This is a genomic window from Flavobacterium sp. GSP27 (assembly GCF_003970395.1).
Taxonomy (GTDB): domain Bacteria; phylum Bacteroidota; class Bacteroidia; order Flavobacteriales; family Flavobacteriaceae; genus Flavobacterium.
In genome coordinates, this window is record NZ_RYDP01000003.1 from 216,005 (window position 1) to 239,284 (window position 23,280).

The window sequence follows — 23,280 nt, forward strand, 5'->3', positions numbered from 1 at the left end:
GGAAGTGTATTTTCTTGGTATGAATCAATGAAACCAGTAAATGCAGAAAGGAAGATGTTCTTTCTTCTAGTTCTTTTAGTTCTTTTAGTTTTGGAGTCTTTATTATCTAAGATCAAACTCGTCTACAGTTGTACATTTTTTGTTTTTGATACCAATCATTGCTTACTAAATCCATGTGTTTTATTTTGAAACTTTCAAAATCAAAGTCGTATCGGCTGTTGCAATTGAATAGTGCTTGCCGTTGCTTTCTTGTAGTCCCGAAATAGAAAAATTAATCCTCGAATTATTTAATGAATCGTTATTGGTAAAAAATCCTGATTTATAATAGCTGCAGGAGAGGTGGTAATTCCTTTGAAATTAATTATAAAAATAGTGGTGTCAATCAGACTTTGTTCAATGATTTTAACATATTCCAGTATTTTTGGTTGCCAATTTTAAATCTGGTTAACAAGCTATTATTGATAATGTCGTAATATGAAGATCTGAATTGGGATAATATTATTGTTCTGGTTCTGCTTTTCGAAGTTTATATAGGAAAGACTGAATTTTATTTTGAAAATGTTACAAATTCGTTGTTTAAATAATCTTCAATTAAACTTTCGTCTTCTGCTGCTTTGGCTATGTTTAAAGTTGAACTTTCTCCATAACATTTTACTGAAAACTGCTGCTCCTTTTTGTCCAAACGTAAAATTAAGAATCCAGCCGATTCCCCTTGCTGTAGTACTTCATTGTGCAATATTTTTGAACTAAAAATAATGGGTATTTTTTTTTCATTTATAATATATTTTAAAATCTTCATTTTAATTGAATTTATAGTTAGTAGTTACTTCTTTGAATTCTAAATAATAATTGTTAAGGGGTTTTTCTTTATTTCGAACTTTTATTTTTTTATTTCCATTATAGAAAAAAAGTACTACTTGAACATATTTTGCATTATTAACATTATTGATTGTTTAAGTTCAAATGTATATATAATGTAAAACATAAGAAGGAATAACATGGCGATTTTCTCCTAATTTCGGACATTTTGATTCTGATGATTTTTTTGTAGTAATTTTAAAAAGTATTATTTTTAGTTCTTTATGAAGCATGTCCAATTGTTAACAATGTAGTATTTAGAAGGTACTTTAATTACTATTGCATTTAGACTTTCAATGACTATAAAAACCTTCTAAAATATTAAACATATCCAAAGAAATTATATCCAAACCATTATGTTGCCAATAAATTGTAGATAAATAAGAAATGTTGTTTTAAATTTAAAATATCAGTATTTTCTTTGTTTTATTTCTTTAATTCAATAGCATATTTGTCTTTTAATTTTTTTTTTTAAAATGTAAAACAATAAGGTATTTCATGTTATTTTAATATTATTCTAGTTTTTAACAGTTAAAACACTTTTATTGGTTTTTTATAATGTTTATTTAACGTATTTGGTATTTTATGTTAAAAAAATTAATTATGTAAATTAGAATTGTCCTTATTTAGGACATAATAGTACTAAGGTGAACATAATATCGGTTGTAAAAAAGAGTATTATTGTAATAACGTTTAAGATTTAAGTATTATTAAACAGATTTTCGTTTTTTTAACAAATGTTTAATAGATATATTAATACAAGTTTAATTCACAACTTCCTCAAATCATGAATAAAAAGACTTATTATAATATACGAAAAATTCGAGAGATGAATGATCTAACTCGAGATTATGTAGCCGGAGAACTGCAAATGAGTACTAGTGGTTATGGTAAAATAGAACGCGGTGAAATTGATTTGACTATTTCTAAACTTTATAAGATTGCTGCTGTTTTGGGAGTTTCAATTACTGACTTATTGTTTTTTGATGTTTCAACTCTTTTCAAGAATAATGTAAATGAGACCTCCGTACATCAAGCAAGTCCTGAAGCAAAAACTTTTTTTGATAAAGAACAGGTAGTTAATTTAGAAAATGTGAACCAATTACCGATAAATAAAAACAGGTGAATTTAAAAACACGAGGTTAGATTTATAATACTTTTTTTTTAATTTATGTTCCTCGCCTAAAATAGTGGAATTGTATTTTTAGAAGAAGAACCTTTTTTTAGAAAACAACTTTGTTTTTCATTTATTTATCTTAAATTAGCAATACAATTATCTTTTTGAAATTTAATCAAAAGAATTCTTCGAGGCTATGCCTCGGAGTCACTAGTTAAAGAGTAGTATATTTGTTTGATGAGTGTATCTGTTTTCAAACGGCATAATAAAAGTTTGTTACTTTATCATTTTAGTTTACCAGATAAAGTATCGAAGAAATGTTTTGTCTGAAGAAGTAGAAATAAGTTTGTAAAAACATTGCAGAACGGTTTGAAATTCATTTTATTGAAATTGGGGCAGATGAAAATCACGTTCATTTTTTGATACAAAGTCTACCAAAAATTTCTGTTGAAATCATTGTTATAACAGTAAAAAGTATAACTGCAAAAGAAATTTTCCGATTGCGTCAAGACGTTAAAAGTAAATTATGGGGTGGTAATTTTTGGACGAGTGGATATTATATAAATACAGTTGGTCAATATGGAAATGAGAATGTAATTCAGAAATACATTCAAAATCAAGGAGAAGAAAAGACTGTTTACAAATCATTTAACAAAAACCAGCTACGGTTAACTTTTGAATAACACGATACCTTTAGGCTCTGCCTCAGGGTTATTCATTATTTTCAATAAAAAAAATATGATTTATAAAAAAATAAAAGAAATAAGGTTGTTCAAGAATGTGACTGTTGACTTTGCAGCTTCGGAATTGGAAGTAAGTATTTCTGATTATTTGGCTATTGAAAATGGAACAGTTGATATGAAATTGTCTAAAATTTTTAAATTAGCAGTTATTTTTAATGTTTGTGCTTATGAATTTTTTGATGATACTGAATTTGGAAATAATTCGACTTGTATTAATGTAGGTACCTAGTTCCACAACGTTGTTGATGTGAGTTGATTTAATTTTGAGTCAAATTTAGGATTTTATTTTTAAATATAATTTCTTGATCTTAAAAAGAAATCAATTCGAATTTTGGGTCTAGTTTAAACTATTCTTTCATTTAGTATTAATTCATTTAGTAGTATTTGGATGCGCAAATAAAACCCGCAGTATTAGTTAAGCAACATTTTTAAAATTATTTTTCTGTATCCAGAATTCTTCAATGGTTTGTAATCTAAAGCGGAAAGCCTTCTTTTCGTGTTATAGCAAATTTCAATAATTTCAAATATAGCTCGTTTCATCTGTTCTTTTGATAGGAGTTTATTTCTATGAATTTGTTCTGTTTTCAAAGTCTTAAAAAAGCTCTCAGCTACTGCATTACCAGAATAATTCCCTTTTTGGCTCATGCTTCTTGTAATCATTTTATAAGATTCAATCACATTGGTGAACTTTTTACTAGCATATTGAACTCCACGGTCAGAATGAAATAGTAATCCTTTTTCAATACTTCGGTTTTTAACAGCCATTTTCCAAGCTGCCAACGAAGTTTCCCCTACATTCATTCCATTACTTAGACTCCATCCGATAATTTTTCTGTCATAAAGGTCTAAAACGGTTGTTGAATATATAAATCCTTCTTTTACTATAATTTAAGTAAGTCCGATACCCAAACTTTTGACGGTTTTGTAACTGAAAATTCTCTATTAAAAACATTGGGAACAATTAAATACTTATGCTTAGAATTTGTTGTAACCTTGAATTTCTAGCTTAATTTACTTCTTAAACCCAGTTGATTCCTATATTTAGCAACCGTAACTCTTGATATTTTATTACCCAGAGAAATCAACTCTGCCTTCATTCGTGGACTTCCATATCGCTGTTTTGAATCAAAATAAATGGAAGTTATCTTTTCTTTCACAAGTAAGACTCTTTGTTTTCGCTCTGAAACGGACTGACTTTTCCAATGATAATAACGTCTTTGTCCTGCTTGTAATACTTTGCACATCTTTTCAATCGGAAATATCTTTTCATTGTTTCTGATTAAAGTATAAATCATCGACCGTTTTTGGAAAAGATGTTTATCGCTTTTTTTAATATATCGTGTTCTAGTTCTGCGTCTTTTGAACCTACTTATAAGCTCTGCTATTCGTTCCTGTTCTGGCGTTTTCTTTTACAATTGCCGTTACCTGGAAAACTTCCTTGTCCAAACTCTTCATACTAATCATACTCTTTTCTCTATTTATTCAATTGTGGAGCTGTAACTCTTAATTCTCTAGCTAATTCTGAAATGTTAGGCCTCTCATAACTCAATTGGACGGTTTTCTCTTTAAAAGCACGGTCGTAAATTTTACGTACTTGTTTCATAAATTAAAATTAAGGTTTTTATTCTTAACTTTTTATACAGGTAAAGTTAGCAAGTCCAATATTTTGCAAATCTTGAAGTGCTATAATTTAATGGCTTTACAAACTCCCACAATTGCGTTGAATTTTCTTTACGTTCATTTGCCCAATTATTATAGTTCGGATAACTAAATTTAAATCTAATTTCTTTTGAATATTGTTTTGACTTAACGGTTTATTTCTATCCACGCAACCTCCACAATTTTGACATTGTCTATGAAGCCTCAACCTTTCAGGATTTCTATTATCAATAGTAACATTAAAAAAAGGATCATTACAACATTCGCCAAGAGTTGTAAGAATTAAATTATTGCAATCTACACATTGCAAGATATTATGAAATTTATGTGTAGAATAAATAATCGTTTTTTGGCTATTGCATCGAGAACATTTTTTCATCAAATAAATATTAATAATTTTCGGTTTTTTTTAAGGTTGTTGCTAACGTTATACCGCCTTGAGTTTGCTGGAAGTTCGTAACCGCTCAATTTTCCGTTTAACTAAAACTTGATGCGAAACGGTAATTCCACTAAATTTCAGCTAGCTCAAAGCAGTTAGGTGCTGGCATCTTTCAAATCTACTTTTATAACATCTTTACTATCTATTTTTCGTATTACTAAAGTTGCAACTTCTAACTGGTCTTTATGGTTGCCGAATTTCCAGTTTTCTAATTTTTTCTCGCCAAATAAATAATAACCTTTAGTTTCCAGGTGCTTCAGTAAATTATTTAATGAAAGAGATATTTTTATATTTTGTACGGTTATGAGTTTTTCATCGACTGATACTTCATGTACACGAGCGAGATGCCCGCGCCAGGGGAAATATATTAAAGTGGATAGTTCCCAGCAACGGGAATTGATTAATCGCCATTTTTCAAGTATCTAAACCAATAAAATTAACTGCAATAAATTATACAATATGTATAATTTTTATGTATATTTGTCTAATGAAATTTTGCTTAAATGGATGTAAAAATATTAAAAATCGATGGAAATGTTTTAGTAAATGCTAAAATTTCAGATTCAAAATTATTAAAAGTAAATCTTCCGTCAGTGGCAGATGGATGGAGATTTAATTTTAATAAACACTCGAAAAAGAAAGGTTTTGAAACATATATTTTGGTGTCTGAAGAAACTTCTGAAAAAATTGAAGGTTGTTTAATTTTTGAAATGAAGGAAAAGATTGAACCCTATATGGCTTATGTTGAAATTGCTCCTCATAACAAAGGAACGATAAAAGAATATGATAATGTTGCAGGTTGTTTAATTGCATATGCTTGTCGGTTAAGTTTCGTAAAAGGAGAAGGTGACTTTGAAGGCTATTTAGCATTTGATGTTTTTGAAGAACATAAAGAAGAGGAAATAAAACTAATGGCAGTATATTCAAAAAAATACAATGCTTTTAAGGTTGGTGATACCTCTATGATTATTCCACCTGAAGGTGGGCAAAAATTAATTGATGAATTTTTAAATGAATGAATATGAAAACTAAAGAAATTCAAATTGAAGATATTTGGAATGATAAAAAGAAAGGGGAATTAAAAAAAGCTATATTATCCCATTCTACTACTCAATCCAGAGAACGAATATTAAGCAATCGGTTACTTTCTATTCAGTATAAATTAGAAGATTATATTCGAAATGAAAGTGATGATACAGAGGTTTTAAAAATTCTTGATTTTGTTAAGATGTATTTAAAAGTCCTTAATCTTTCTAAAAAAAGATTAGCAACTTATTTTGAAATGAGAGATAGTAATCTTCATAAATATCTTTCAGGGGAAAGAAAATTAAATGCACAAGTAGCATTGAAACTTAGTACATTTTCTCATACTAAACCAGAACAATGGTATAAAGTTCAACTAAAAAATGAGATGATTGAGTTAAACAAAGAAAAAGCTAATACAAAAGAATACGAAAAATATGATTACCGTAATTTAGTAGAAGTATAATAATCAAAAAAATAAATCTGAACTCATTGTGAAAATATTTTTTTTTATGAAAAAAAATGGAAAGCTCTCTAACGAGGGCTTTTTTACAAAGAATCAGTCAAGACTTATGTGAAATTTGCTAAAGAAATATGATTTATAGAATACTAGATACTTGTAATTAGTAGTAAAAATAGTTCTATATTAGCTGAAATAATAATTCTAAAATGGAATCAAATCTGAGTGAAATAATAATTAATGAGAAAGGAAAAATACTTTTTTTTGCACTTCAACATTTTTAGATGACAAATCCAGAACATTAATAATTCAGGAAAATAAATGAGTATACCCATAAAGCGGTTAATCAAAATTTTTGTAATAATCAATTTTAATTTTTATAAATGAGTTCCGAAACTAGTGTATTTCAAATCAAGATATTGATCCTGTATTGAAGGCCGCTTTTGCCCATTTGTGGTTTGTTACCATACATCCATTTGAAGACGGTAACGGACGCATCACAAGAGCTATAACTGATATGCAACTGGCACGCGCCGACCAAAGTAAAAAACGATTTTATTCGATGTCGGCTCAAATCCAAGCTGAACGTGATACGTATTATGCTATATTGGAAAGTACACAAAAAGGTGATTTGGATATTACTGACTGGTTGGTTAAAAATCCCAAGATATCCCGTAAAGTAAAAAAAGCAACCCAGTTAAGAGGTTGCTTTTGTTTATATTACTGTAAAAACTCGGCTTGCGTGCACGAGCGAGACGCTTGCGCCAGCACTTGTGTTACTTAATGCTCAAGCCAGCTGGGGGTAACACTACACATTGTGTAGTGTTACGCAAAAAAAAATCTTATCTATAATTCATTAATTTCCTTTTCAATTAAACGATACTTGTCTTTTACATCTTCGCCTGAATAAAAGTCTAATAAGTCTTTCTTGGTTAATGTTCCTTGACCCAAAAAGCGTTTCAAATATGCTTGGTTGAATTCCATAAGTAAAATTGATTTTTCCAATTGCTTTAAAATTGTTTTGTTGTTGTCAATGTTGTTTTGAACCAGTGATTTTATCGTCAATACTTCGTTAATGTCTTTGATGATACGGTTTACCATCATTGCCAAAATATCTTTGTCGAGTTCTACTTCTCTTGCATTTAAGGCAATGTCCCGAGCCAACATATACGCAATGGCTAAATTGCTGTAATCTCCTTTTTGTGAATTGATAATGGCAATAAAACCAACTCCTGGAATGTAACCTACATTCTCGAAATTCTTTAGAATGGAATTTTCTACCAAGGAAATATCAAATACAATCAAACTTACTTTGCTGTCCCTGTTGGCCTGCGCTTCTATCAACTGACTCCAAGCCGTATCAGACTTTCGAGTAAAAATATCTTTGCTTTCAATGTCGCCTAAACGAACGCTTTTGTCAAATTTACATTCGATGGCAATTTTCAAATCTGGTGTGCCGTTTACTTCACAGATGATATCGCCCGTTTTGTTTTTTGGAAGAATACCCGCTGTGTTACCCGTTAAAAATGCACGGTCTTTTAATCGCTTATCTAGAAAATATTGATTTAAAAATTCTGCGATTTCATCTTCTGCCAAAACGCCTTTGATGGTTGATTTATAGAACAGTTCTTTTTTCATTTCAAAAATCATTTTCAAACTTTCGAGTTCTGTTCCTAACTCATTGGATGTTTTTGAAAGAAAAGAGGAAATACGGTCTTCCATAAGTGCCAACACTCCAATGTAAATAGCTCGCAGCAATTTATCATCTCTTTCACTAGCTGGAAGATTATCAAAGTAATTGAAAACGATTTGATTTTCGATTTCAAATTCTTTGATTTCGATTCTTCGTAACTGCTGATTTATTTTTATTGTCGCCATAAATTTATATACTAATTGCTTTTTTCAAAGCTTGATAATGTTTTTTATCTTCCTTTTCTTCGAGAAATTTAATTAATGTTCTACAAGCACTACTAATATCGGCCACTAATTCACTTTGTTTCCCAATTCTATCAATATTATTAAAGTGGCTAAAATAATGAAATGGCTTGCAAATTCGCTTAGATATTGCTTTCCCAAAAACAACATCTGCTCTTCCATCTAGTTCGTCAGAACTTGGATATTGTGTTAGTGTATACATTTCTAAAAACCTTCTAAGAATATTTGGCATCAATAGTAATTTAGGGTAGGTTGGCTGATTTGCAGAATCATTAAAATTTACAATTTCACTAAACAGATAATGATATTCAGAAGAATATGAGTTATAGACTTCTGGTAATTTTTCTATGTGAGAATCTGCTATATTACGAGAAATAAAATATCTGGATTCTTTGCTTTTTACAGCATTTGAAGAATATCTAAAACCTGTTTTCGAGACAGGCATTTCTTTTAATAAATTGAAAAATTCAAAATTGTGAGTAGAAAAAAAGATTTGTTTACATTTTAACTCCCATTGTAGCTGATTAGGCTGATTTGGGTCAGGTTTTTGCACAAAAAAAGTTTCTTTTAATAATGAGTTGATTTGAAAAATATGATTCCCGTCCAAACTAGATATTGGATCATCAATAAAAATAATATACTCTTTTAGTTCGTTTTTTAACTCTATACTCTTTAGCGTAACAAGGAAGTGAGAAAATGAAATTGCCATTTTTTCTCCCTCGCTTAAATTTTTAGCGAGTTCAGAACCTCTTTTAAGAATAAATTTTTTAGTCGCTTCATTCGGTTTAATTTCAATATCATCTCTACTTAAAAAACTTTGAACAAATGAATTAAACTGTGCACATCCTTCAGAGTCACTTAATCTGAGAGCCTTAAGTCTCTCAATCTCTTTAATATACCCATTCACTACGCCGTCAAGTTTCTGAATGGCAATTTGAGCTGTTTTAAATTTTCTTTCTTTAGTTAAATACTTCGAAGATTTCAAAAATGTTGAAACTAAATGCTTTTTATATTTCTCTCTTTCAGATGCAATTATTTTAGAGAAATTAGAAGTAAACTCATTATTGGTTCTGATAAGCTTATTGAGTTCCTCAAACTTTGTTTTTAAAGGAGTTACATTGAATTTTTCAATTTCAGGTAGTGAGGTATAAAGATTATTAGCTAATTTACTTTGAATCTTGTTTTTTATTTTTTTTATGTATGATTTGTGAGAAGACAACAATTTATCGAGTTGTTTTCTTAATGCCTTGTACTCATCTTGAAAACCTTCGTTTAAATCATTTGTACTATTCGGGAAATTAATCTCGATAATTGATTCCTCTTCCTTGTCAAGTTGTTCAAATAATTCCTGACCTTTTAGCCTTAATTTTGAAGCTTGGTTTTCAAAGTAATTTGTCAAAAGGTTAAATCTGTCCTCTGATATAGGATTATTGCAAAATAGACAATTCTCATTTTTAGTATTAAATTCCAAACCGTTTTTTACCCAATTATAGACATTTACATTCTTATCTAATATCTCAATTACCTCGGATTTTGTAGGTGAAGATTTTAAAATTTCATTTGCCAAATCACTTATTTTTGTGATATTATCCGTGAATTCAACAAAATCTAGTTCTGACTTTGGTTCTTCGATTTTAATTACTTTACTTACTTTGGAAAGTTTTTTTTTATCTTTTATAACATTTGAATCAATATTGTTGCTAATTTGATCTTTAATTTTCCTTACATCTGCCTTTGTAAAATTTATTAAACTTATAAAATGTTCATCCTTTATTTTTTTTGCTTCAATTGAGAATAATGAATCTTCAAATACATTATATTCATTTAAAGAGTCTTGGAATTTATTTCTCTTTCCAACAACCTTATCTGAACCAACAATCTCGATAATTAAAGTTGCTAAATCTTCAATTCTTTTTGTATGTTTTGCATTGTCGCCAACTTCAAAATAGATAGCATTAATTTCTTCGTCAAAATCCCATTTCAAATTGTCTTTAATGTAATCACTATTAAATACCAATACTTTGTATGGGAATTGAGTTAAATTAGTCTTATCATAATTCCCATTTGTTGTGATGATTTTAAAATCACCATTGTTAAAGTCTTTAAAAATCTCTTTATCTCTTAACGAGCTAAAGATCCTAGAGAATGTAGTCTTACCTGAATAATTCCAGCCATAAATGATGTTCTTATACTTGAAATCTTCAATACTTGATATAGAATTCCAATTGAAATTCTTGTAAATGCCAAAATCTTTTAAGTACTCGATTTTATTTATCATACAAATCTCTTACGTGTTTATTAATGTAGCTGTTCAATCCATTACCATTCTGCGCAAGTTGCATTAAAGACTCTACGTGTTTTTGTCCAGCTTTCCGATAACTATATCTATAAGTTCTAGCTGTCCCTGAAAATTTCACAATGATATAATCAGAACCTATTTCATAGGCGGAAACACCTGAATCCCCACCTGAATTTCTATATCTTTCCATAACTACATTTTTTGAAACTCATATCCTGCTTTTTTAATATTTCTATCAAAATATTGACCGTGTGAATCTGCATTCATCAATTCCTCATAGACATTTTCGGGAACATCAAAATATTGATAAACACCACCGTGTTTGAACTGTACTTCTAGGATTTCATTTTCTGCATCATAACCAATGGATGCCAAGTTTGAGGATTCTACTGATTGTCTTTTCATATTAATTGATTTTGTTATAACTATATTTTTCCTTGATTTCGTGCGTAAAATATGCTCCATAAGAAGAAGAATTCATCAACCCTTCATACTCCTTTTTCGGCACATCAACATACTGATAAACCGCTCCGTGGTGAAATTCGATTTCCAAAATCTTGTTTTCTACATCATAGCCAACAGAGGCAATATTTGAAGACGCTACTGGAATTCTTTTAATTCCAGAATTGCTATTTATTGCAATTATTGCGAGTAATTTTTTACCCAAATCAGTGGTAAAATATTTTTGATTTTTACTTCTGGGCTTATCGGGTATTGTTTGTTTCAACCACCCAATTTCTAGGAGTGGTTTTATATGATGATTATGATTTTTGGTGTTTTTGTAAAGCTCGATTTTCTCAAATATTTCATCATTTGATTTTGGCTCTGTACAAAAGTGTAAAACCTTTTTAATTGTATTATTAATCCTTGCTCTTATGGCTTCTCTGTCTTTGTCTCCCAATTCAGAGACAGAGAGACTAAGATAGCGATTTATATCTTTTATTTCATTGATTTTAAGAGTTTTATCTTCGTCTCTTCTTAGTTCATCTTGGGAGACTAAGATGGAATTTGCAAGTGGATGAATGGAAATAATACACAAAAAATAAGCATTGTTTTCATCCGTCTCAAAAATGGGCGGAGGCGAACCGTTTTCTTCTAAACTTTTGTGAATAATAGGCAATCCAGTTCCTCTGCCTTCTGTGAGTTTCAATTCCTTTAAAAATCCACCCATTTTGCGGTTTCTATAATCTCGTGCTACTACCCTTTGTTTATTTAGCATAGCTTGGGTAATAGGTGGCATAGGTCCAGGGAAACTCAATATTTCAATTTTATCTTTATGTATTTGAATCTCCACGGGATTTTCTCGTTCATAACTTTTATGATAAACCGCATTGACTACGGCTTCTTCTATGGCCTGAAAAGGATAGTTGAAAAAGCGTATTGATTCCGCTTGCCTAGCCGATTTAACCACCAATTCTTCTACAATATTGGTTTTAAAATACTGCAAAACATCCCTAATCTGCTGTACAATAGAGCCAGTGAATATTTTTTCGGTATAGTCTTTTCCAACCTCATTTTTATGGATAATCAAATCGATTTTCGCTCCTGAAAAGAATTTGTCTGGGTTTTCATTAAACAAAAGCAAACCGGCATTTGTAGGTCTCAACAGTTCCTCAGAACCTTTGGCTATCATTAGATGTCTGCATAATTCGGAGAATGGAATCTTTGTACTTTCTTCATACAAGGAGCTCATCACTTCTTTTAAATAGTTTTGAATCAAACGTAAATTCAAATCATTTAATTTGGCTGTTTGGTTGATTCGGTCATCAAATGGGATGCGTGCCGTGAGTTCAATGAGTCTTCTCTCGTCATCAGAACCATCTTTAACTTTTACCGTTTTCGAGCCACGTTTAATATACATTGCTCTTTCCGTCCTTTTTTCACTTAAACTAATTGGAGCTTTGTAGGGTCTGTTATCTCCAGCGGGAGCAAAAACAACTAGAATATGGATTTCATTAATTAAATAAGGTTGAAAAACAGGAATATAAACAGGGCTTAACTTATGAGCCAGCTCAATCAATTTTTTCTGGATGGCATCCAATTCTTGAACTTGTAAACCAATGGGTGGTAACTTGGCTTTTCCATTGTCTTCTTCTACTCCAATAATGAGATACCCGCCATCCCAATTGTTAATATCATTGGCATAGGCGCATAAAGAATGAATAATATCCTCCGGATTCCATCCTTTTTTTAACTCAATTCGATCCCATTCGACCGTATTGCCGTGCAGTAATTCATCTATGTTTATGGGTAATGCCATCGTATTTATTGTACCAAATTAAAATCTACTGCCAATCCATTTGGCAATTTTTAACCAATGCCATATTTCAAGCTATATATTCTAGTTCGTAAATAAAGTCTTTTTTAACTATTGTTACAATACCCACATTTAGTGATATTTTGACTTAAATGGAATATCCACTAGAAAGCTAATTCTACAACGGCATCTTTCATTTCTTTCGTCTCCAGCTACCATTATAATGCCTATCCCTCAAATGCTCATAAAACTTCCCTGTCACATAAAGACCTAAAACCCATATCACAATTAACCCTATAATTTCATACCATTTCATATTTTGAATCTTTAATTAAGATCAAAATAGGTGCTTATTTTTTTTAGATGATATGCAATTTGGAAAATTCGATATGCATTTTGGGAGTTTTCTAAAAAAAGATGCATCACTAGACTTACTTATAATCCAATTATTCTTTTTTTTAATCAAATACAAGACCAACTTTAAATTAAACCTAAAACCCAAATCTTTCCAAACAGCCTTAGAAGCTGGCAAATTAGAAGTAGCTATTTGCGCAATCTTTAATTACATCTATAACTACCTCTAATAATCCAGGGATTGTTATTTTCCCTTCTTCATTTACATAGTTCACAACAGTTTGTTTGAAATGTACCATAGAGTTGAAGGGAGGAGGAAAGCCAAATGTAAGTATGTGTGTGTCGATAAAGTTACGTTCAATATTTTTTAAAATGTCGTTCGCTGCCTTCACGCTAACTCGATAATATAGTTCTGTTCTTTGTTCATCAGAATTTATTCCAATTCGTAACTCATCACTTTCACTGTTAGGAATAATACAGATAAAATTTTCATCTATGATCTCTTTAAGCAATTCAGGTAATTTAATTTCATTTAGTGGAATAAAATCAAAAATTAGGGATAAACGATTTAATAAAATAAAAAATGGATTTTCCCAAGTATCTATAAGTACTCCATTTTCACTTAAATTCTCAAATTTCTGTATAAAGTAATTTAAAACAAAGTTGAAATGCTTTATTCTGTCTTTATTCTCAACTGTTTTTTTTATAATTGATTCAATATCCTTATCAGCTGTTAAGAGAATAAATTCCCTTAAATATTCCTCCTGTTCCGTATTGAGTTTCCAATCATTATAATTTGAAGCTGATGCTCTCCAAACATTAATAATCACAAATTGTAATGCAAGCCATTTTTCATTTTCAAATGAAATATAATTACATGTATCGTTATTTAATTCCTCGTTATTTTTTTTTAAAATCTTAGAGTAGATTTTACTTGTAAATTCGGATTCTATAGGTCCAAACTTTCTTTCGCATTTTCGACAAACTAAATTTCTATTTATAAAAGGATTTTTATTTTGTTCTATTTCTTCGTCCGAAAGTTGCTTACCTGTAATCTCTTCAATTTTTTCAGGTAAGACACCACTGCCAAAGAAATCTAATCCAATCTTATCTATAGAGATTTCGTATATCAGTTCTTTATCTTCTCTTTTCGTATAACCATCCTGATTTAACGCAGTTCTGATTATACTTTCTGTGAAAATATGTGAGCCAACATTTTCAAGTGGATTGTCTTGACAAAGTTTACATAAATTACTCATGGTGTTTTTTGGAGGATTTTCTGCTTGCTGTTAACTTGCTATGTGTGTAACAAACGCACACATTATTTATTTCAAATATATACATAAATTATTATAAATAATTATAAGGACTTTTTATTTGGATACCAAATTGATAGTATTCCATACGGCTATAAAACAAAAAAAAGACACCCCACAGCATCTTTTCTATTTATCCCTCTTTTTCCAGCTACCATTATAATACCTATTCCTCATTGACTCATAAAACTTCCCTGTCACATAAAGACCTAAAACCCATATCACAATCACTCCTATAATTTCGTACCATTTCATATTTTGAATCTTTAATTAAGTTCAAAATATGTGTTTTTATTTTTAATACGATATGCAATTTGGAAAATTCAATATGCAATTTGGGAGAATTTGTATAAATAAAAAAAGATGCCTAAGCATCTTTTCATTTCTTTTTAAAAGCATCTGTGTCAAAAAATTGGTCTAGAGTAATTCCTAGCATATTACAAAATTTCTGGATTGTGTAAATTGTGACACCTCTTTTATTTGTTTTACTTTCCCATCTATTTATCATTTGCCTATCAATATCATTTGCCTTTGCAAAATCTACCTGAGACATCCCTGTTTTTAATCGAAGGAATTCAATTCTATCAGCGATCATGTCTTTAAGTATAATATCTTCCTGAGTTCTTTCTGCCATACTGCAATTTTGCGATAATCTTATAAATTATTGTAATCCACTTGGATTACAATTTTATTTTATTATATTTGATGAATTATTATATATTTGCGATACTTCTTATAAAAATATTAGAAGCATTCGCTTTGAATCTCGTTCTCGAAAACTAGTAACTTTTAAACACACGAGATGATAAGTGCAAATGCTCACGCCTAAAAGGGCGTGGGCTCACTTATTCGTGTGTAGGTATTACTAGTGCCTCGAGAACGTTTAAGCTGGGTCTGCGCTCCTTTTTTAAACCAATTGGCACATTACTCTCTTATTATTCTTAGCACCGCTTCATCCTTTTTCATAGTCTCGCAGCAGTTTTAACCGCTAAAAAAACCATAACTATGAAATAAAAAAAAATACTATTTATTTAATGCCTGTGCTGTTTCTTTATTTTGAGTTAGTGTTTCAGTGCAGGTTCTTTTTTTGATTCAGATAAAAGAGCAAAGAAGTTATTATTGTTTTAAATTTTGAATTGTGATGAAGAGTGATGGCAATAATGCAAAAAATCAATCTTCCTGTATATAATTCTTACAGCAAATTACCCTAGCAATACAACTGGATTTATAACATCTAAATTTTTACTATGAAATACTACAAACAAATAAAAATAGGAATAATTATACTTTTTATAGCAACGATGTTCATGTGGTTTTATGGTTATAATAGCGTGAACTGAACTGAGGTTAAAATTCACATAGTCAGGTGAATAGAGGTTATTAATTATTTTAAATTTTGAATTGGGTTAAAGAATTTAGAACGTAGAAACAAGAACAAAGAGGTGTTGTTTATTTTAAATTTTGAATTATAAATTTTGAATTGTGTTAAAGAACATAGAATATAAATCTAACTAAAATCAGGCCTATGACAGAATAATAATATTGAGATTGCTTCGTACCTCGCAATGACAGAGGCAACGCTTCGCTCGAGTGCTTTGCATCGTGCATCGCAACTTTTCGCAATGACAAAAAAGGCCCTCCAACCGTCTGGACAACTGCATAGAGGACCAATGCTAACAAAACTAACGTTTCATTTAACTAAACCAAAATTATGAATATATTTTCATTTTACAAGGGATGGCTGGCGATTCCTTTGATTTTAGGAATTTGCTTATGCGATTTTCCTGCCCATGCCGCAACAATCAACCCTTCCGCTTTTGCGACGGTAACAAAAAAAATCATACCTCAACAGCAAGTGCAAGTCAGTGGTACTATCACTGATGGGACAAACCCTTTAGCCGGAGTGACTATTTCTATAAAAGGAAAAGCTACAGCTGGAACTATCTCTGATTTTAACGGGAACTATATGCTAACTGCATCAGCAGACGATATAGTAGTCTTTAGTTTTATGGGTTTTTTAACCATTACAGAGTCTATAAACGGACGAAAAACAATCAACATACAATTACAAGAAGATGCGACCCAACTGCAGGAAGTGAAAATTAATGCGGGTTATTACAGTGTTAAAGAAAGCGAACGAACTGGAAGCATTGCGAAAATTTCCGCTGCAGCTATCGAGAAACAACCTATAAATAATATGCTTGCTACGATGCAGGGAAGGATGGCAGGCGTGAACGTAACCCAGACAACAGGCGTTGCGGGAGGCGGTTTTGATATCCAGATACGAGGACAGAACAGTCTGCGTGCTGGGGGAAACGAACCATTATACATTGTAGATGGTGTGCCGTTTGCTTCGGAAGTCATCGGGAACAGCAATACCACAGGTGTACTACCACGATCAGCAAGTCCACTCAGCATTATCAGCCCAACCGAGATAGAAAGTATCGAAATTCTAAAAGATGCAGATGCTACAGCCATTTATGGTTCGCGTGGTGCCAATGGTGTTGTGCTGATTACTACTAAAAAAGGAAAGCAGGGAAAAACACAATACACCACCAATGTGTCCCGTGGAACTGGAACTGTTACCCGTTTTATGGATTTGATGAATACACAACAATATTTGGAAATGCGAAAGGAGGCTTTTGCCAATGACGGTATCACAACATTCCCTACAAGTGCTTACGATGTCAATGGAACTTGGAGCCCAACGCGTTATACCGATTGGCAGCGGGAACTCACCGGTGGCACATCTGAGTTGACCGATGTACAAACCAGTGTAACAGGAGGAAGCCAGCGTAATCAGTTTTATCTTGGGGCAAACTACCATAAAGAAACTACGGTGTTTCCCGGAGATTTTAATTTTAACAGGACAAGTGTTCGAGGGAACTTTAGTCATGCCTCAGAAGACGAACGTTTTCGTGCTAATTTTTCAGTAGGATATACTATGCAGGGAAATGACCTACCAGCAACAGATTTGACACGTGATTCCCGCATTCTTGCACCCAATGCGCCAGCCTTGTATGACGCAGAAGGAAAATTGAACTGGGAAAAGGGGAGCTGGAATAACCCACTGCGATTATTGTATGCCTCTTATCTGGCGAAATCACAAAGTTTGATTGCTAATTCACAGTTGTCCTACCGTATTGTGGAAGGATTGGAGTTTCGCACTGCTTTTGGCTTTACTGATTTGCGTCACAACGAGCGAAGAACTAATCCCTCTACGCTTTACAACCCATCCTTGGGCTTTGGCAGCAGTTACTCTTCACTGTATCGTAATACCAACAATCGACAGTCCTACAGTATCGAGCCACAATTGGATTTCAACAGGCAATGGAATGATTCCAAGGTTTCTGTATTGGTAGGAGGAACGTTCCAACAGCAGGAAGGTAACCAGTTGATATTATTTGCAGATGGTTTTACAAGCAACAGCCTATTGAATACCCTTGCGGCAGCAAGTGCCATCTATGTAGTGGCGGATGATGCGTCACAATACAAATATCAGGCCTTCTTTGCAAGGGCAAACTACACCTATAAAGACCGTTATATTGTGAACTTAACTGGCCGTCGAGATGGTTCAAGCCGTTTTGGTCCCGGAAAACAGTTTGCTACTTTTGGCGCTATAGGAACTGCATGGCTGTTTTCTCGAGAAGCCTTTCTTGCCAATAACAGTATCCTAAGTTTTGGAAAACTAAGAGCCAGTTATGGAACAACGGGTAGTGATCAAATAGGCGACTATCAGTTTTTGGATACGTACAGCACTACTTCAAACGGGTATCAAGGTATCACAGGTATTCAACCCACACGGTTGTTTAATCCTGATTTTGGCTGGGAGACCAATAGAAAACTGGAAATTGCACTAGAAACAGGTTTTCTCAAAGATCGTATTTTCCTCACTTGGGCATGGTATGATAATCGCTCATCGAATCAGTTGGTGGGCGTCCCACTGCCGGGTACCACAGGGTTTACTTCTATACAAGCCAATCTTGATGCAACTGTTGTCAATTCCGGTACAGAATTGAGTTTGCGCACTGTCAATTTACAAAAGAAGGATTTCTCTTGGACAACCGATTTCAATATTTCATTTATGAAAAATAAATTGGTATCGTTCCCTAACCTTGCCGCTTCTACTTATAGAAATCAGTTCGTAATAGGAGAGCCAATCAATATAAAATTGTTGTATCACTATACGGGTATCAATCCTGAGACAGGAGCTTATACTTTTGAAGATGTAAACGGTGATGGAGTGTTGACGGCTGAGAAAGATAAGAAAACCATAGTCGACTTCAATCCATCGTTTTACGGAGGCTTGCAAAATCAGTTGCGCTATCAGCGATTCAGGCTGGATTTCCTTTTTCAATTTGTAAAACAGCAAAATTACAGTACCGATTATATTTTTGCCCGTCCGGGATTATTATCAAACCAACCGGTATCAGTCACAGACCGCTGGCAACAGGTTGGGGATGTAACACCCTATCAGATGTACACTACCAATTCTAATTCTAATGCCGGTAAAGCCTTCAATAATTTCCAAGCGAGTGACGGCGTGGTTACTGATGCGTCCTACATCAGGTTAAAAAACGTCTCACTTTCCTACGATCTGCCACAAAAATGGACCGGACAACTGCAATGTCGTTTGTATGTAGAAGGTCAGAATCTATTGACTTTTACGCCTTATACCGGAACCGATCCCGAGTTTAAAACCACGGGATTTCTTCCACCGTTACGTATGCTGAGTGCGGGTGTGCAACTTACTTTTTAACCTTTAATAACTACTATTATGAATTTATGGAATTATATAGAGGCAGGCTCTCAAAAGGCCTTCTCCAGAAGTTTTGTTTGTGCTCTAACATTTTTAACATTTAGCAGCTGTGATGATTATGTAACGGTAGATTTACCTCCTACACAATTGACAGCCTCAGCGGTTTTTGAGGATAAAATGAGTGCTAACGCTGCCATGGTAGAAGTATATGCCAAGATGCGCAAAACGGGTATCTTCAGCGGAACTTCTTCGGGAGTGTCTGTTGCGATTGGTGCTTATGCAGACGAGCTGGATTATTTTGGTGATGATACTAAGGGGATTTCCTTTTTTTATGGCAATGCATTATTGCCTTCTTTTGGAGATGTTTCAACATTATGGAATAACAGCTATAGCCAAATTTATGGTGCCAATGCAGTACTTGAGGGTATACAGAAATCTACTGCTCTCTTACAAACTGATAGGAATCAGCTTCGCGGTGAAGCGCTGTTTGTGAGGTCATTGGTACATTTATATTTAGTACAGCTTTATGGAGCTACACCTTATATTACCAGTACCGATTATAGGATAAACAGTAAGGCGGCAAAGATGTCCGTTATGGATTTATATCCAAAACTTATTGCCGACCTTGAAGAAGCCTCTACTTTACTTCCGGAAGCCTATATCAGCGCTGATCGTGTTCGCCCGAATCGTTTTGCTGCCAAAGCACTTTTAGCAAGAGTATATTTGTATAATGGTAATTGGGCGGAAGCGGCAAACGAGGCTTCGGCAGTATTGAATCATACTGATTTGTACCGACCAGTAGTCAATCTCGCGGCAACTTTTAAAAAACAGTCCACGACAACCATCTGGCAATTTATGCCGAGTGTGGCTGGCCAGAATACTGACGAAGCGACGACATTTATTTTTACTGCAGGGCCGCCACCTTTGGTGGCACTGTCGCCTTCGCTGATGTCAGCATTTGAAGCGGGGGATTTGCGCAAAAGTAGCTGGACGAAGGCCGTAACTAAAACCAGTAGTACTTGGTACCATGCTGACAAGTATAAAACTAAGGGTAATTCGGGTACTTCGGTTGAGTATTCCGTTGTTTTACGTCTTAGTGAACAGTACTTGATTCGTGCAGAAGCCCGAGCAAGACAGGGAGAGTTGAGTGGAGCAAGAGAAGATTTAAACGTAATTCGGACTGCCGCTGGTCTTGGTAATACTACTGCGGCAACAGATGTAGCGATTATCGATGCGGTATTACGCGAACGAAGGGTAGAACTGTTTACTGAATATGGCCACCGCTTCTTTGATCTTAAACGCTATGGGGCAGTCAATGCAGTATTATCAGTGGTAAAACGCGGATGGGAGGCTACAGACAGTCTGTTGCCATTACCTGAAACCGAATTATTGGTTAACCCCAATCTTTTGCCTCAAAATCCCGGTTACTAATATGTGGCGGGGTGTTATTTTAGATTTCTGCCGCCTAGCAGTTTATTTTTGTTGTTTCGCTAGCTGCCTCGTAACGGGGCAGGCTAAACAAAAGCAAATACTGCGTGCAGAAGATTATCCGCTTTGGGGTACACTGTCCGTGGATAAACTTTCGGATAAAGGGGATTGGGTCAGTTTTTACATGCGTTATGAAAACGGTTCCGATACACTTTTTGTGGCCAATACAAGCACGCGAAAGCGTTTCGGATTTTCTAAAGCAAAAAAGGGTCAGTTTAATGGAGAACAGGTTTTTGCGTGCCTTGATATAGAAAAAAACTTTAAGTTGATTTATCTCCTAAATGGTAGGATACAATCTTTTGTGGGAGTGTCCACTTATACGTTTACTGCCAATCAAAAGTACCTAGTTCTGGAACGCTATGATGAAAATAAAAGCAGATATTTAGAATTGCGCAAACCCAATGGTGAATGGGTTAAAACTATTGAAAGGGTTATGCAATGGGAACTTTCTCCGTCAGGAAATAGCTTGTTTTATACCACGAAAGAAGAAAATATGAATTCAGTAGTTCTTCTGAATTTAGAAGATAAACCGATCAGTACCCTAATTAGTCAAAGTGCTTCGTCTGTTTTTTCTGCTCTTGTTTGGCACAAAAAATCATTATCGACCGCATGGATTTCTGTTTCAGAGGGAAGAGACCCTCAGATCCAGTTTTATAGTATCGATAGCCGTGAACTTTTTACTCTTGAACCGGAAAAGATAGCAGGCTTTCCACGATCAATGCAGATCAATAGCAAATTGTTGCGTTCGTTACGGATTGCATCTGAGGGAAAATGTATCTTCTTTAACCTGCAAATGAAGGAAATTCAGAAAAGTACTCCACTAGCACAGGTATGGAATTCCGCTGATACCATGCTATATCCTACGAGGGAAATGACAGGTGGTAATGATTATGTGGATAGGGTAGCGGTCTGGTTCCCGAAGAAGGGAAGGTTTTTACAGCTTACTAACAAAGAGCAATCGCAATTGCTATTGGCGGGTAATGGACGGTTCGCCGTCACTAACAACCCATTGGAAGAAGAGCCTCAATTTCGGGAGAATGCTGTTAGGGATTTTTATATCACAGATTTGGAGACCAATACAAAAGAATTGTTGCTGAAGGCACAATCGGGAGCCAATGGTCAGCTTTTGGCATCCCCTGACGGAAAATATATTGGTTATTTCAGGGATGGTGATTGGTGGACCTATAATCTGTTTACAAAGAAACATATCAACTTAAGTGGCAATCTGGGCGTTTTGTGTTACGATACTGCTACAGGTGAACCCTTTGGACATCCGGGATGGGAAGACAAGGATTCTAGTATGTTTGTTTACGACCAATACGATATTTGGAAACTTGATCCCGACGGAAAGGCTATTCGGCTCACTAACGGTAGGGAAAGCGGAACCGTGTTTCGTGTGGTGGAAACTGCAGATGAGCAGTCCATAAAATTGTATCAAAATGGATATACGGCAGGAAGATTTGATAGTAACACCGGTTGGGTTCTCAGCTCACGTCATTTGGTGAGCGGTGCGACGGCATTTTATGAATACACTCAAGCCAAAGGAATCCGGCTTTTAGACGGTGGTGCTTTTCGGGTGGGGCAATTGGTAAAGGCTGCAGGAGCGAAGGGATACTCCTATACTATAGAAAGCTATGATTGCTCTCCCACTTTATATTATAAGAAAGTGGGTCATACAAAATCGGTTTCCTTGTTTGAAAGTAATCTTCAGCAAAAACATTTTCGATGGGGAAGCGAAAAATTGATATCCTATAATGCGCCCGATGGACAGCAGTTACAGGGAATACTGTATTATCCTGTCGGATACGACGCTACAAAGAAATATCCCATGATTGTGCATATTTACCAGAAGCAATCGCACAAATACCACCAGTATCATAATCCTTCCACAGCCAGTAACAGAGGCTTTAATATCACAGATTATACTGCGCGTGGTTATTTCGTTTTGTTAGCTGATATTGTTTATGAAAAAGGAAAAGTGGGGATGTCGGCAGTTGAATGTGTTAGTTCAGCGGTCAAAGCAGCTCTAAAAGAAAAAGCAATCGACAGCGACCGTCTTGGGTTGATAGGTCATTCGTTTGGAGGTTATGAGACGAACTATATCATTACACAAACCAATTTATTTGCGGCAGCCGTTTCGGGAGCAGGCATAAGTGATTTGGTGAGCAGCTATTTGTACTATAATCCAGATAGTGTTATGTCTAATATGTGGCGTCTGGAAAGTTTTCCATACAACATGGGAGGTTCGCTGCATGAAATTCCGGATAAATATATAGGAAATTCACCCATACTACATGCCAACGATATTGCAACGCCTTTGCTGTCATGGGCTGGGGGAGAAGACAGGCAGGTAAGTGTATTTCAGGGAATCGAGTTTTACAATTCACTGAGAAGATTAGGGAAAAAACATATCATGCTTGTTTATCCCAACGAAGGACATGTACTAATGAATGCCGCCAACAAGAAGGATTTGAATGCCAAAATAGGGGAATGGTTCGATTATCACTTAAAAAATAATTCTGTTGTTGACTGGATGGAACCTGATTTTACACCCAGATGAAAATAAAAAACAA

19 protein-coding genes and 1 pseudogene are annotated in these 23,280 nt (G+C 33.8%); 9 read left to right on the forward strand and 11 right to left on the reverse strand.

Going from position 1 to position 23,280, the window contains the following annotated elements; all coding sequences use genetic code 11:
• Positions 1-547: 547 nt before the first annotated feature.
• Complete coding sequence (locus EKM05_RS04505; protein ID WP_126553766.1) at positions 548-799, reverse strand: hypothetical protein; 252 nt, start codon at positions 797-799, stop codon at positions 548-550.
• Positions 800-1,645: 846 nt separating this feature from the next.
• Between EKM05_RS04505 and EKM05_RS04510 the strand changes: the two genes are divergently transcribed.
• The 3 genes and pseudogenes from EKM05_RS04510 (at position 1,646) to EKM05_RS04520 (ending at position 2,947) form a co-directional block, all read left to right on the forward strand.
• A complete protein-coding gene (locus EKM05_RS04510; RefSeq protein WP_126553768.1) occupies positions 1,646-1,984 on the forward strand; it encodes a helix-turn-helix transcriptional regulator in 339 nt (112 codons plus the stop codon).
• A 228-nt stretch (positions 1,985-2,212) separates the two neighbouring features.
• Positions 2,213-2,658 (forward strand): annotated as a pseudogene (gene tnpA, locus EKM05_RS04515) (IS200/IS605 family transposase).
• A gap of 55 nt (positions 2,659-2,713) precedes the next feature.
• Positions 2,714-2,947, forward strand: coding sequence for a helix-turn-helix transcriptional regulator (locus tag EKM05_RS04520; protein WP_126553770.1), 234 nt, complete (start codon positions 2,714-2,716; stop codon positions 2,945-2,947).
• A 182-nt stretch (positions 2,948-3,129) separates the two neighbouring features.
• Here EKM05_RS04520 and EKM05_RS04525 read toward each other — a convergent pair whose 3' ends face one another.
• The 3 genes from EKM05_RS04525 to EKM05_RS14730 all read right to left on the reverse strand — a co-directional run bounded on the left by EKM05_RS04525 (position 3,130) and on the right by EKM05_RS14730 (position 4,321).
• Positions 3,130-3,606, reverse strand: a complete 477-nt coding sequence (locus EKM05_RS04525) for a DDE-type integrase/transposase/recombinase (protein ID WP_126553772.1) — start codon at positions 3,604-3,606, stop codon at positions 3,130-3,132.
• 113 nt (positions 3,607-3,719) lie between these two features.
• Positions 3,720-3,962 carry an IS3 family transposase gene (locus EKM05_RS04530; protein ID WP_158615133.1) on the reverse strand — a complete coding sequence of 81 codons (243 nt, stop codon included), beginning with the start codon at positions 3,960-3,962 and terminating at the stop codon, positions 3,720-3,722.
• Between the two features lie 230 nt (positions 3,963-4,192).
• Positions 4,193-4,321 carry a hypothetical protein gene (locus tag EKM05_RS14730; protein ID WP_255416483.1) on the reverse strand — a complete coding sequence of 43 codons (129 nt, stop codon included), beginning with the start codon at positions 4,319-4,321 and terminating at the stop codon, positions 4,193-4,195.
• Positions 4,322-5,319: 998 nt separating this feature from the next.
• Here EKM05_RS14730 and EKM05_RS04535 point away from each other — a divergent pair.
• The 3 genes from EKM05_RS04535 to EKM05_RS14570 all read left to right on the forward strand — a co-directional run bounded on the left by EKM05_RS04535 (position 5,320) and on the right by EKM05_RS14570 (position 7,083).
• Positions 5,320-5,835 (forward strand): hypothetical protein, encoded by a 516-nt coding sequence (locus tag EKM05_RS04535; RefSeq protein WP_126463460.1) that lies wholly within the window; start codon positions 5,320-5,322, stop codon positions 5,833-5,835.
• Positions 5,836-5,837: 2 nt separating this feature from the next.
• Positions 5,838-6,305, forward strand: coding sequence for a transcriptional regulator (locus EKM05_RS04540; protein ID WP_231507358.1), 468 nt, complete (start codon positions 5,838-5,840; stop codon positions 6,303-6,305).
• Positions 6,306-6,717: 412 nt separating this feature from the next.
• Positions 6,718-7,083 (forward strand): Fic family protein, encoded by a 366-nt coding sequence (locus EKM05_RS14570; protein ID WP_255416484.1) that lies wholly within the window; start codon positions 6,718-6,720, stop codon positions 7,081-7,083.
• Between the two features lie 62 nt (positions 7,084-7,145).
• Here EKM05_RS14570 and EKM05_RS04550 read toward each other — a convergent pair whose 3' ends face one another.
• From EKM05_RS04550 to EKM05_RS04580, 7 genes are all read right to left on the reverse strand, one after another.
• A complete protein-coding gene (locus tag EKM05_RS04550) occupies positions 7,146-8,177 on the reverse strand; it encodes a hypothetical protein (RefSeq protein ID WP_126553776.1) in 1,032 nt (343 codons plus the stop codon).
• A 4-nt stretch (positions 8,178-8,181) separates the two neighbouring features.
• The gene (locus EKM05_RS04555) at positions 8,182-10,512 is read right to left on the reverse strand and encodes an AAA family ATPase (RefSeq protein ID WP_126553778.1); all 2,331 of its coding nucleotides are present in this window, start codon (positions 10,510-10,512) and stop codon (positions 8,182-8,184) included.
• Positions 10,502-10,723: a hypothetical protein gene (locus EKM05_RS04560; protein ID WP_126553780.1), complete on the reverse strand. Its 222-nt coding sequence runs from the start codon at positions 10,721-10,723 to the stop codon at positions 10,502-10,504. The genes EKM05_RS04555 and EKM05_RS04560 overlap by 11 nt, the downstream gene beginning before the upstream one ends.
• A gap of 2 nt (positions 10,724-10,725) precedes the next feature.
• Complete coding sequence (locus tag EKM05_RS04565; RefSeq protein ID WP_126553782.1) at positions 10,726-10,938, reverse strand: KTSC domain-containing protein; 213 nt, start codon at positions 10,936-10,938, stop codon at positions 10,726-10,728.
• 1 nt (position 10,939) lies between these two features.
• Entirely contained in the window at positions 10,940-12,793 is a 1,854-nt protein-coding gene (locus EKM05_RS04570; protein WP_126553785.1) for a KTSC domain-containing protein, read from the reverse strand.
• 530 nt (positions 12,794-13,323) lie between these two features.
• A complete protein-coding gene (locus EKM05_RS04575; RefSeq protein ID WP_126553787.1) occupies positions 13,324-14,403 on the reverse strand; it encodes a hypothetical protein in 1,080 nt (359 codons plus the stop codon).
• 436 nt (positions 14,404-14,839) lie between these two features.
• Complete coding sequence (locus tag EKM05_RS04580; protein WP_126455284.1) at positions 14,840-15,094, reverse strand: helix-turn-helix domain-containing protein; 255 nt, start codon at positions 15,092-15,094, stop codon at positions 14,840-14,842.
• Positions 15,095-16,171: 1,077 nt separating this feature from the next.
• Here EKM05_RS04580 and EKM05_RS04585 point away from each other — a divergent pair.
• From EKM05_RS04585 to EKM05_RS04595, 3 genes are all read left to right on the forward strand, one after another.
• Entirely contained in the window at positions 16,172-19,219 is a 3,048-nt protein-coding gene (locus EKM05_RS04585) for a SusC/RagA family TonB-linked outer membrane protein (RefSeq protein ID WP_126553789.1), read from the forward strand.
• 18 nt (positions 19,220-19,237) lie between these two features.
• The gene (locus EKM05_RS04590) at positions 19,238-20,650 is read left to right on the forward strand and encodes a RagB/SusD family nutrient uptake outer membrane protein (RefSeq protein ID WP_126553792.1); all 1,413 of its coding nucleotides are present in this window, start codon (positions 19,238-19,240) and stop codon (positions 20,648-20,650) included.
• A 139-nt stretch (positions 20,651-20,789) separates the two neighbouring features.
• Positions 20,790-23,267, forward strand: a complete 2,478-nt coding sequence (locus tag EKM05_RS04595; RefSeq protein ID WP_158615134.1) for a prolyl oligopeptidase family serine peptidase — start codon at positions 20,790-20,792, stop codon at positions 23,265-23,267.
• Positions 23,268-23,280: the final 13 nt, after the last annotated feature.

What these genes read in the sequence shown, in the direction of transcription:
- EKM05_RS04505 (WP_126553766.1), bottom strand. Translation starts at nt 799, where the DNA reads ATGAAGATTTTAAAATATATTATAAATGAAAAAAAAATACCCATTATT.
- EKM05_RS14730 (WP_255416483.1), bottom strand. Translation starts at nt 4,321, where the DNA reads ATGAAACAAGTACGTAAAATTTACGACCGTGCTTTTAAAGAGAAAACC.
- EKM05_RS04540 (WP_231507358.1), top strand. Translation starts at nt 5,838, where the DNA reads ATGAAAACTAAAGAAATTCAAATTGAAGATATTTGGAATGATAAAAAG.
- EKM05_RS04590 (WP_126553792.1), top strand. Translation starts at nt 19,238, where the DNA reads ATGAATTTATGGAATTATATAGAGGCAGGCTCTCAAAAGGCCTTCTCC.
- EKM05_RS04530 (WP_158615133.1), bottom strand. Translation starts at nt 3,962, where the DNA reads ATGTGCAAAGTATTACAAGCAGGACAAAGACGTTATTATCATTGGAAA.
- EKM05_RS04575 (WP_126553787.1), bottom strand. Translation starts at nt 14,403, where the DNA reads ATGAGTAATTTATGTAAACTTTGTCAAGACAATCCACTTGAAAATGTT.
- EKM05_RS04555 (WP_126553778.1), bottom strand. Translation starts at nt 10,512, where the DNA reads ATGATAAATAAAATCGAGTACTTAAAAGATTTTGGCATTTACAAGAAT.
- EKM05_RS04550 (WP_126553776.1), bottom strand. Translation starts at nt 8,177, where the DNA reads ATGGCGACAATAAAAATAAATCAGCAGTTACGAAGAATCGAAATCAAA.
- EKM05_RS04535 (WP_126463460.1), top strand. Translation starts at nt 5,320, where the DNA reads ATGGATGTAAAAATATTAAAAATCGATGGAAATGTTTTAGTAAATGCT.
- EKM05_RS04510 (WP_126553768.1), top strand. Translation starts at nt 1,646, where the DNA reads ATGAATAAAAAGACTTATTATAATATACGAAAAATTCGAGAGATGAAT.
- EKM05_RS04585 (WP_126553789.1), top strand. Translation starts at nt 16,172, where the DNA reads ATGAATATATTTTCATTTTACAAGGGATGGCTGGCGATTCCTTTGATT.
- EKM05_RS04580 (WP_126455284.1), bottom strand. Translation starts at nt 15,094, where the DNA reads ATGGCAGAAAGAACTCAGGAAGATATTATACTTAAAGACATGATCGCT.
- EKM05_RS04565 (WP_126553782.1), bottom strand. Translation starts at nt 10,938, where the DNA reads ATGAAAAGACAATCAGTAGAATCCTCAAACTTGGCATCCATTGGTTAT.
- EKM05_RS04560 (WP_126553780.1), bottom strand. Translation starts at nt 10,723, where the DNA reads ATGGAAAGATATAGAAATTCAGGTGGGGATTCAGGTGTTTCCGCCTAT.
- EKM05_RS04520 (WP_126553770.1), top strand. Translation starts at nt 2,714, where the DNA reads ATGATTTATAAAAAAATAAAAGAAATAAGGTTGTTCAAGAATGTGACT.
- EKM05_RS04570 (WP_126553785.1), bottom strand. Translation starts at nt 12,793, where the DNA reads ATGGCATTACCCATAAACATAGATGAATTACTGCACGGCAATACGGTC.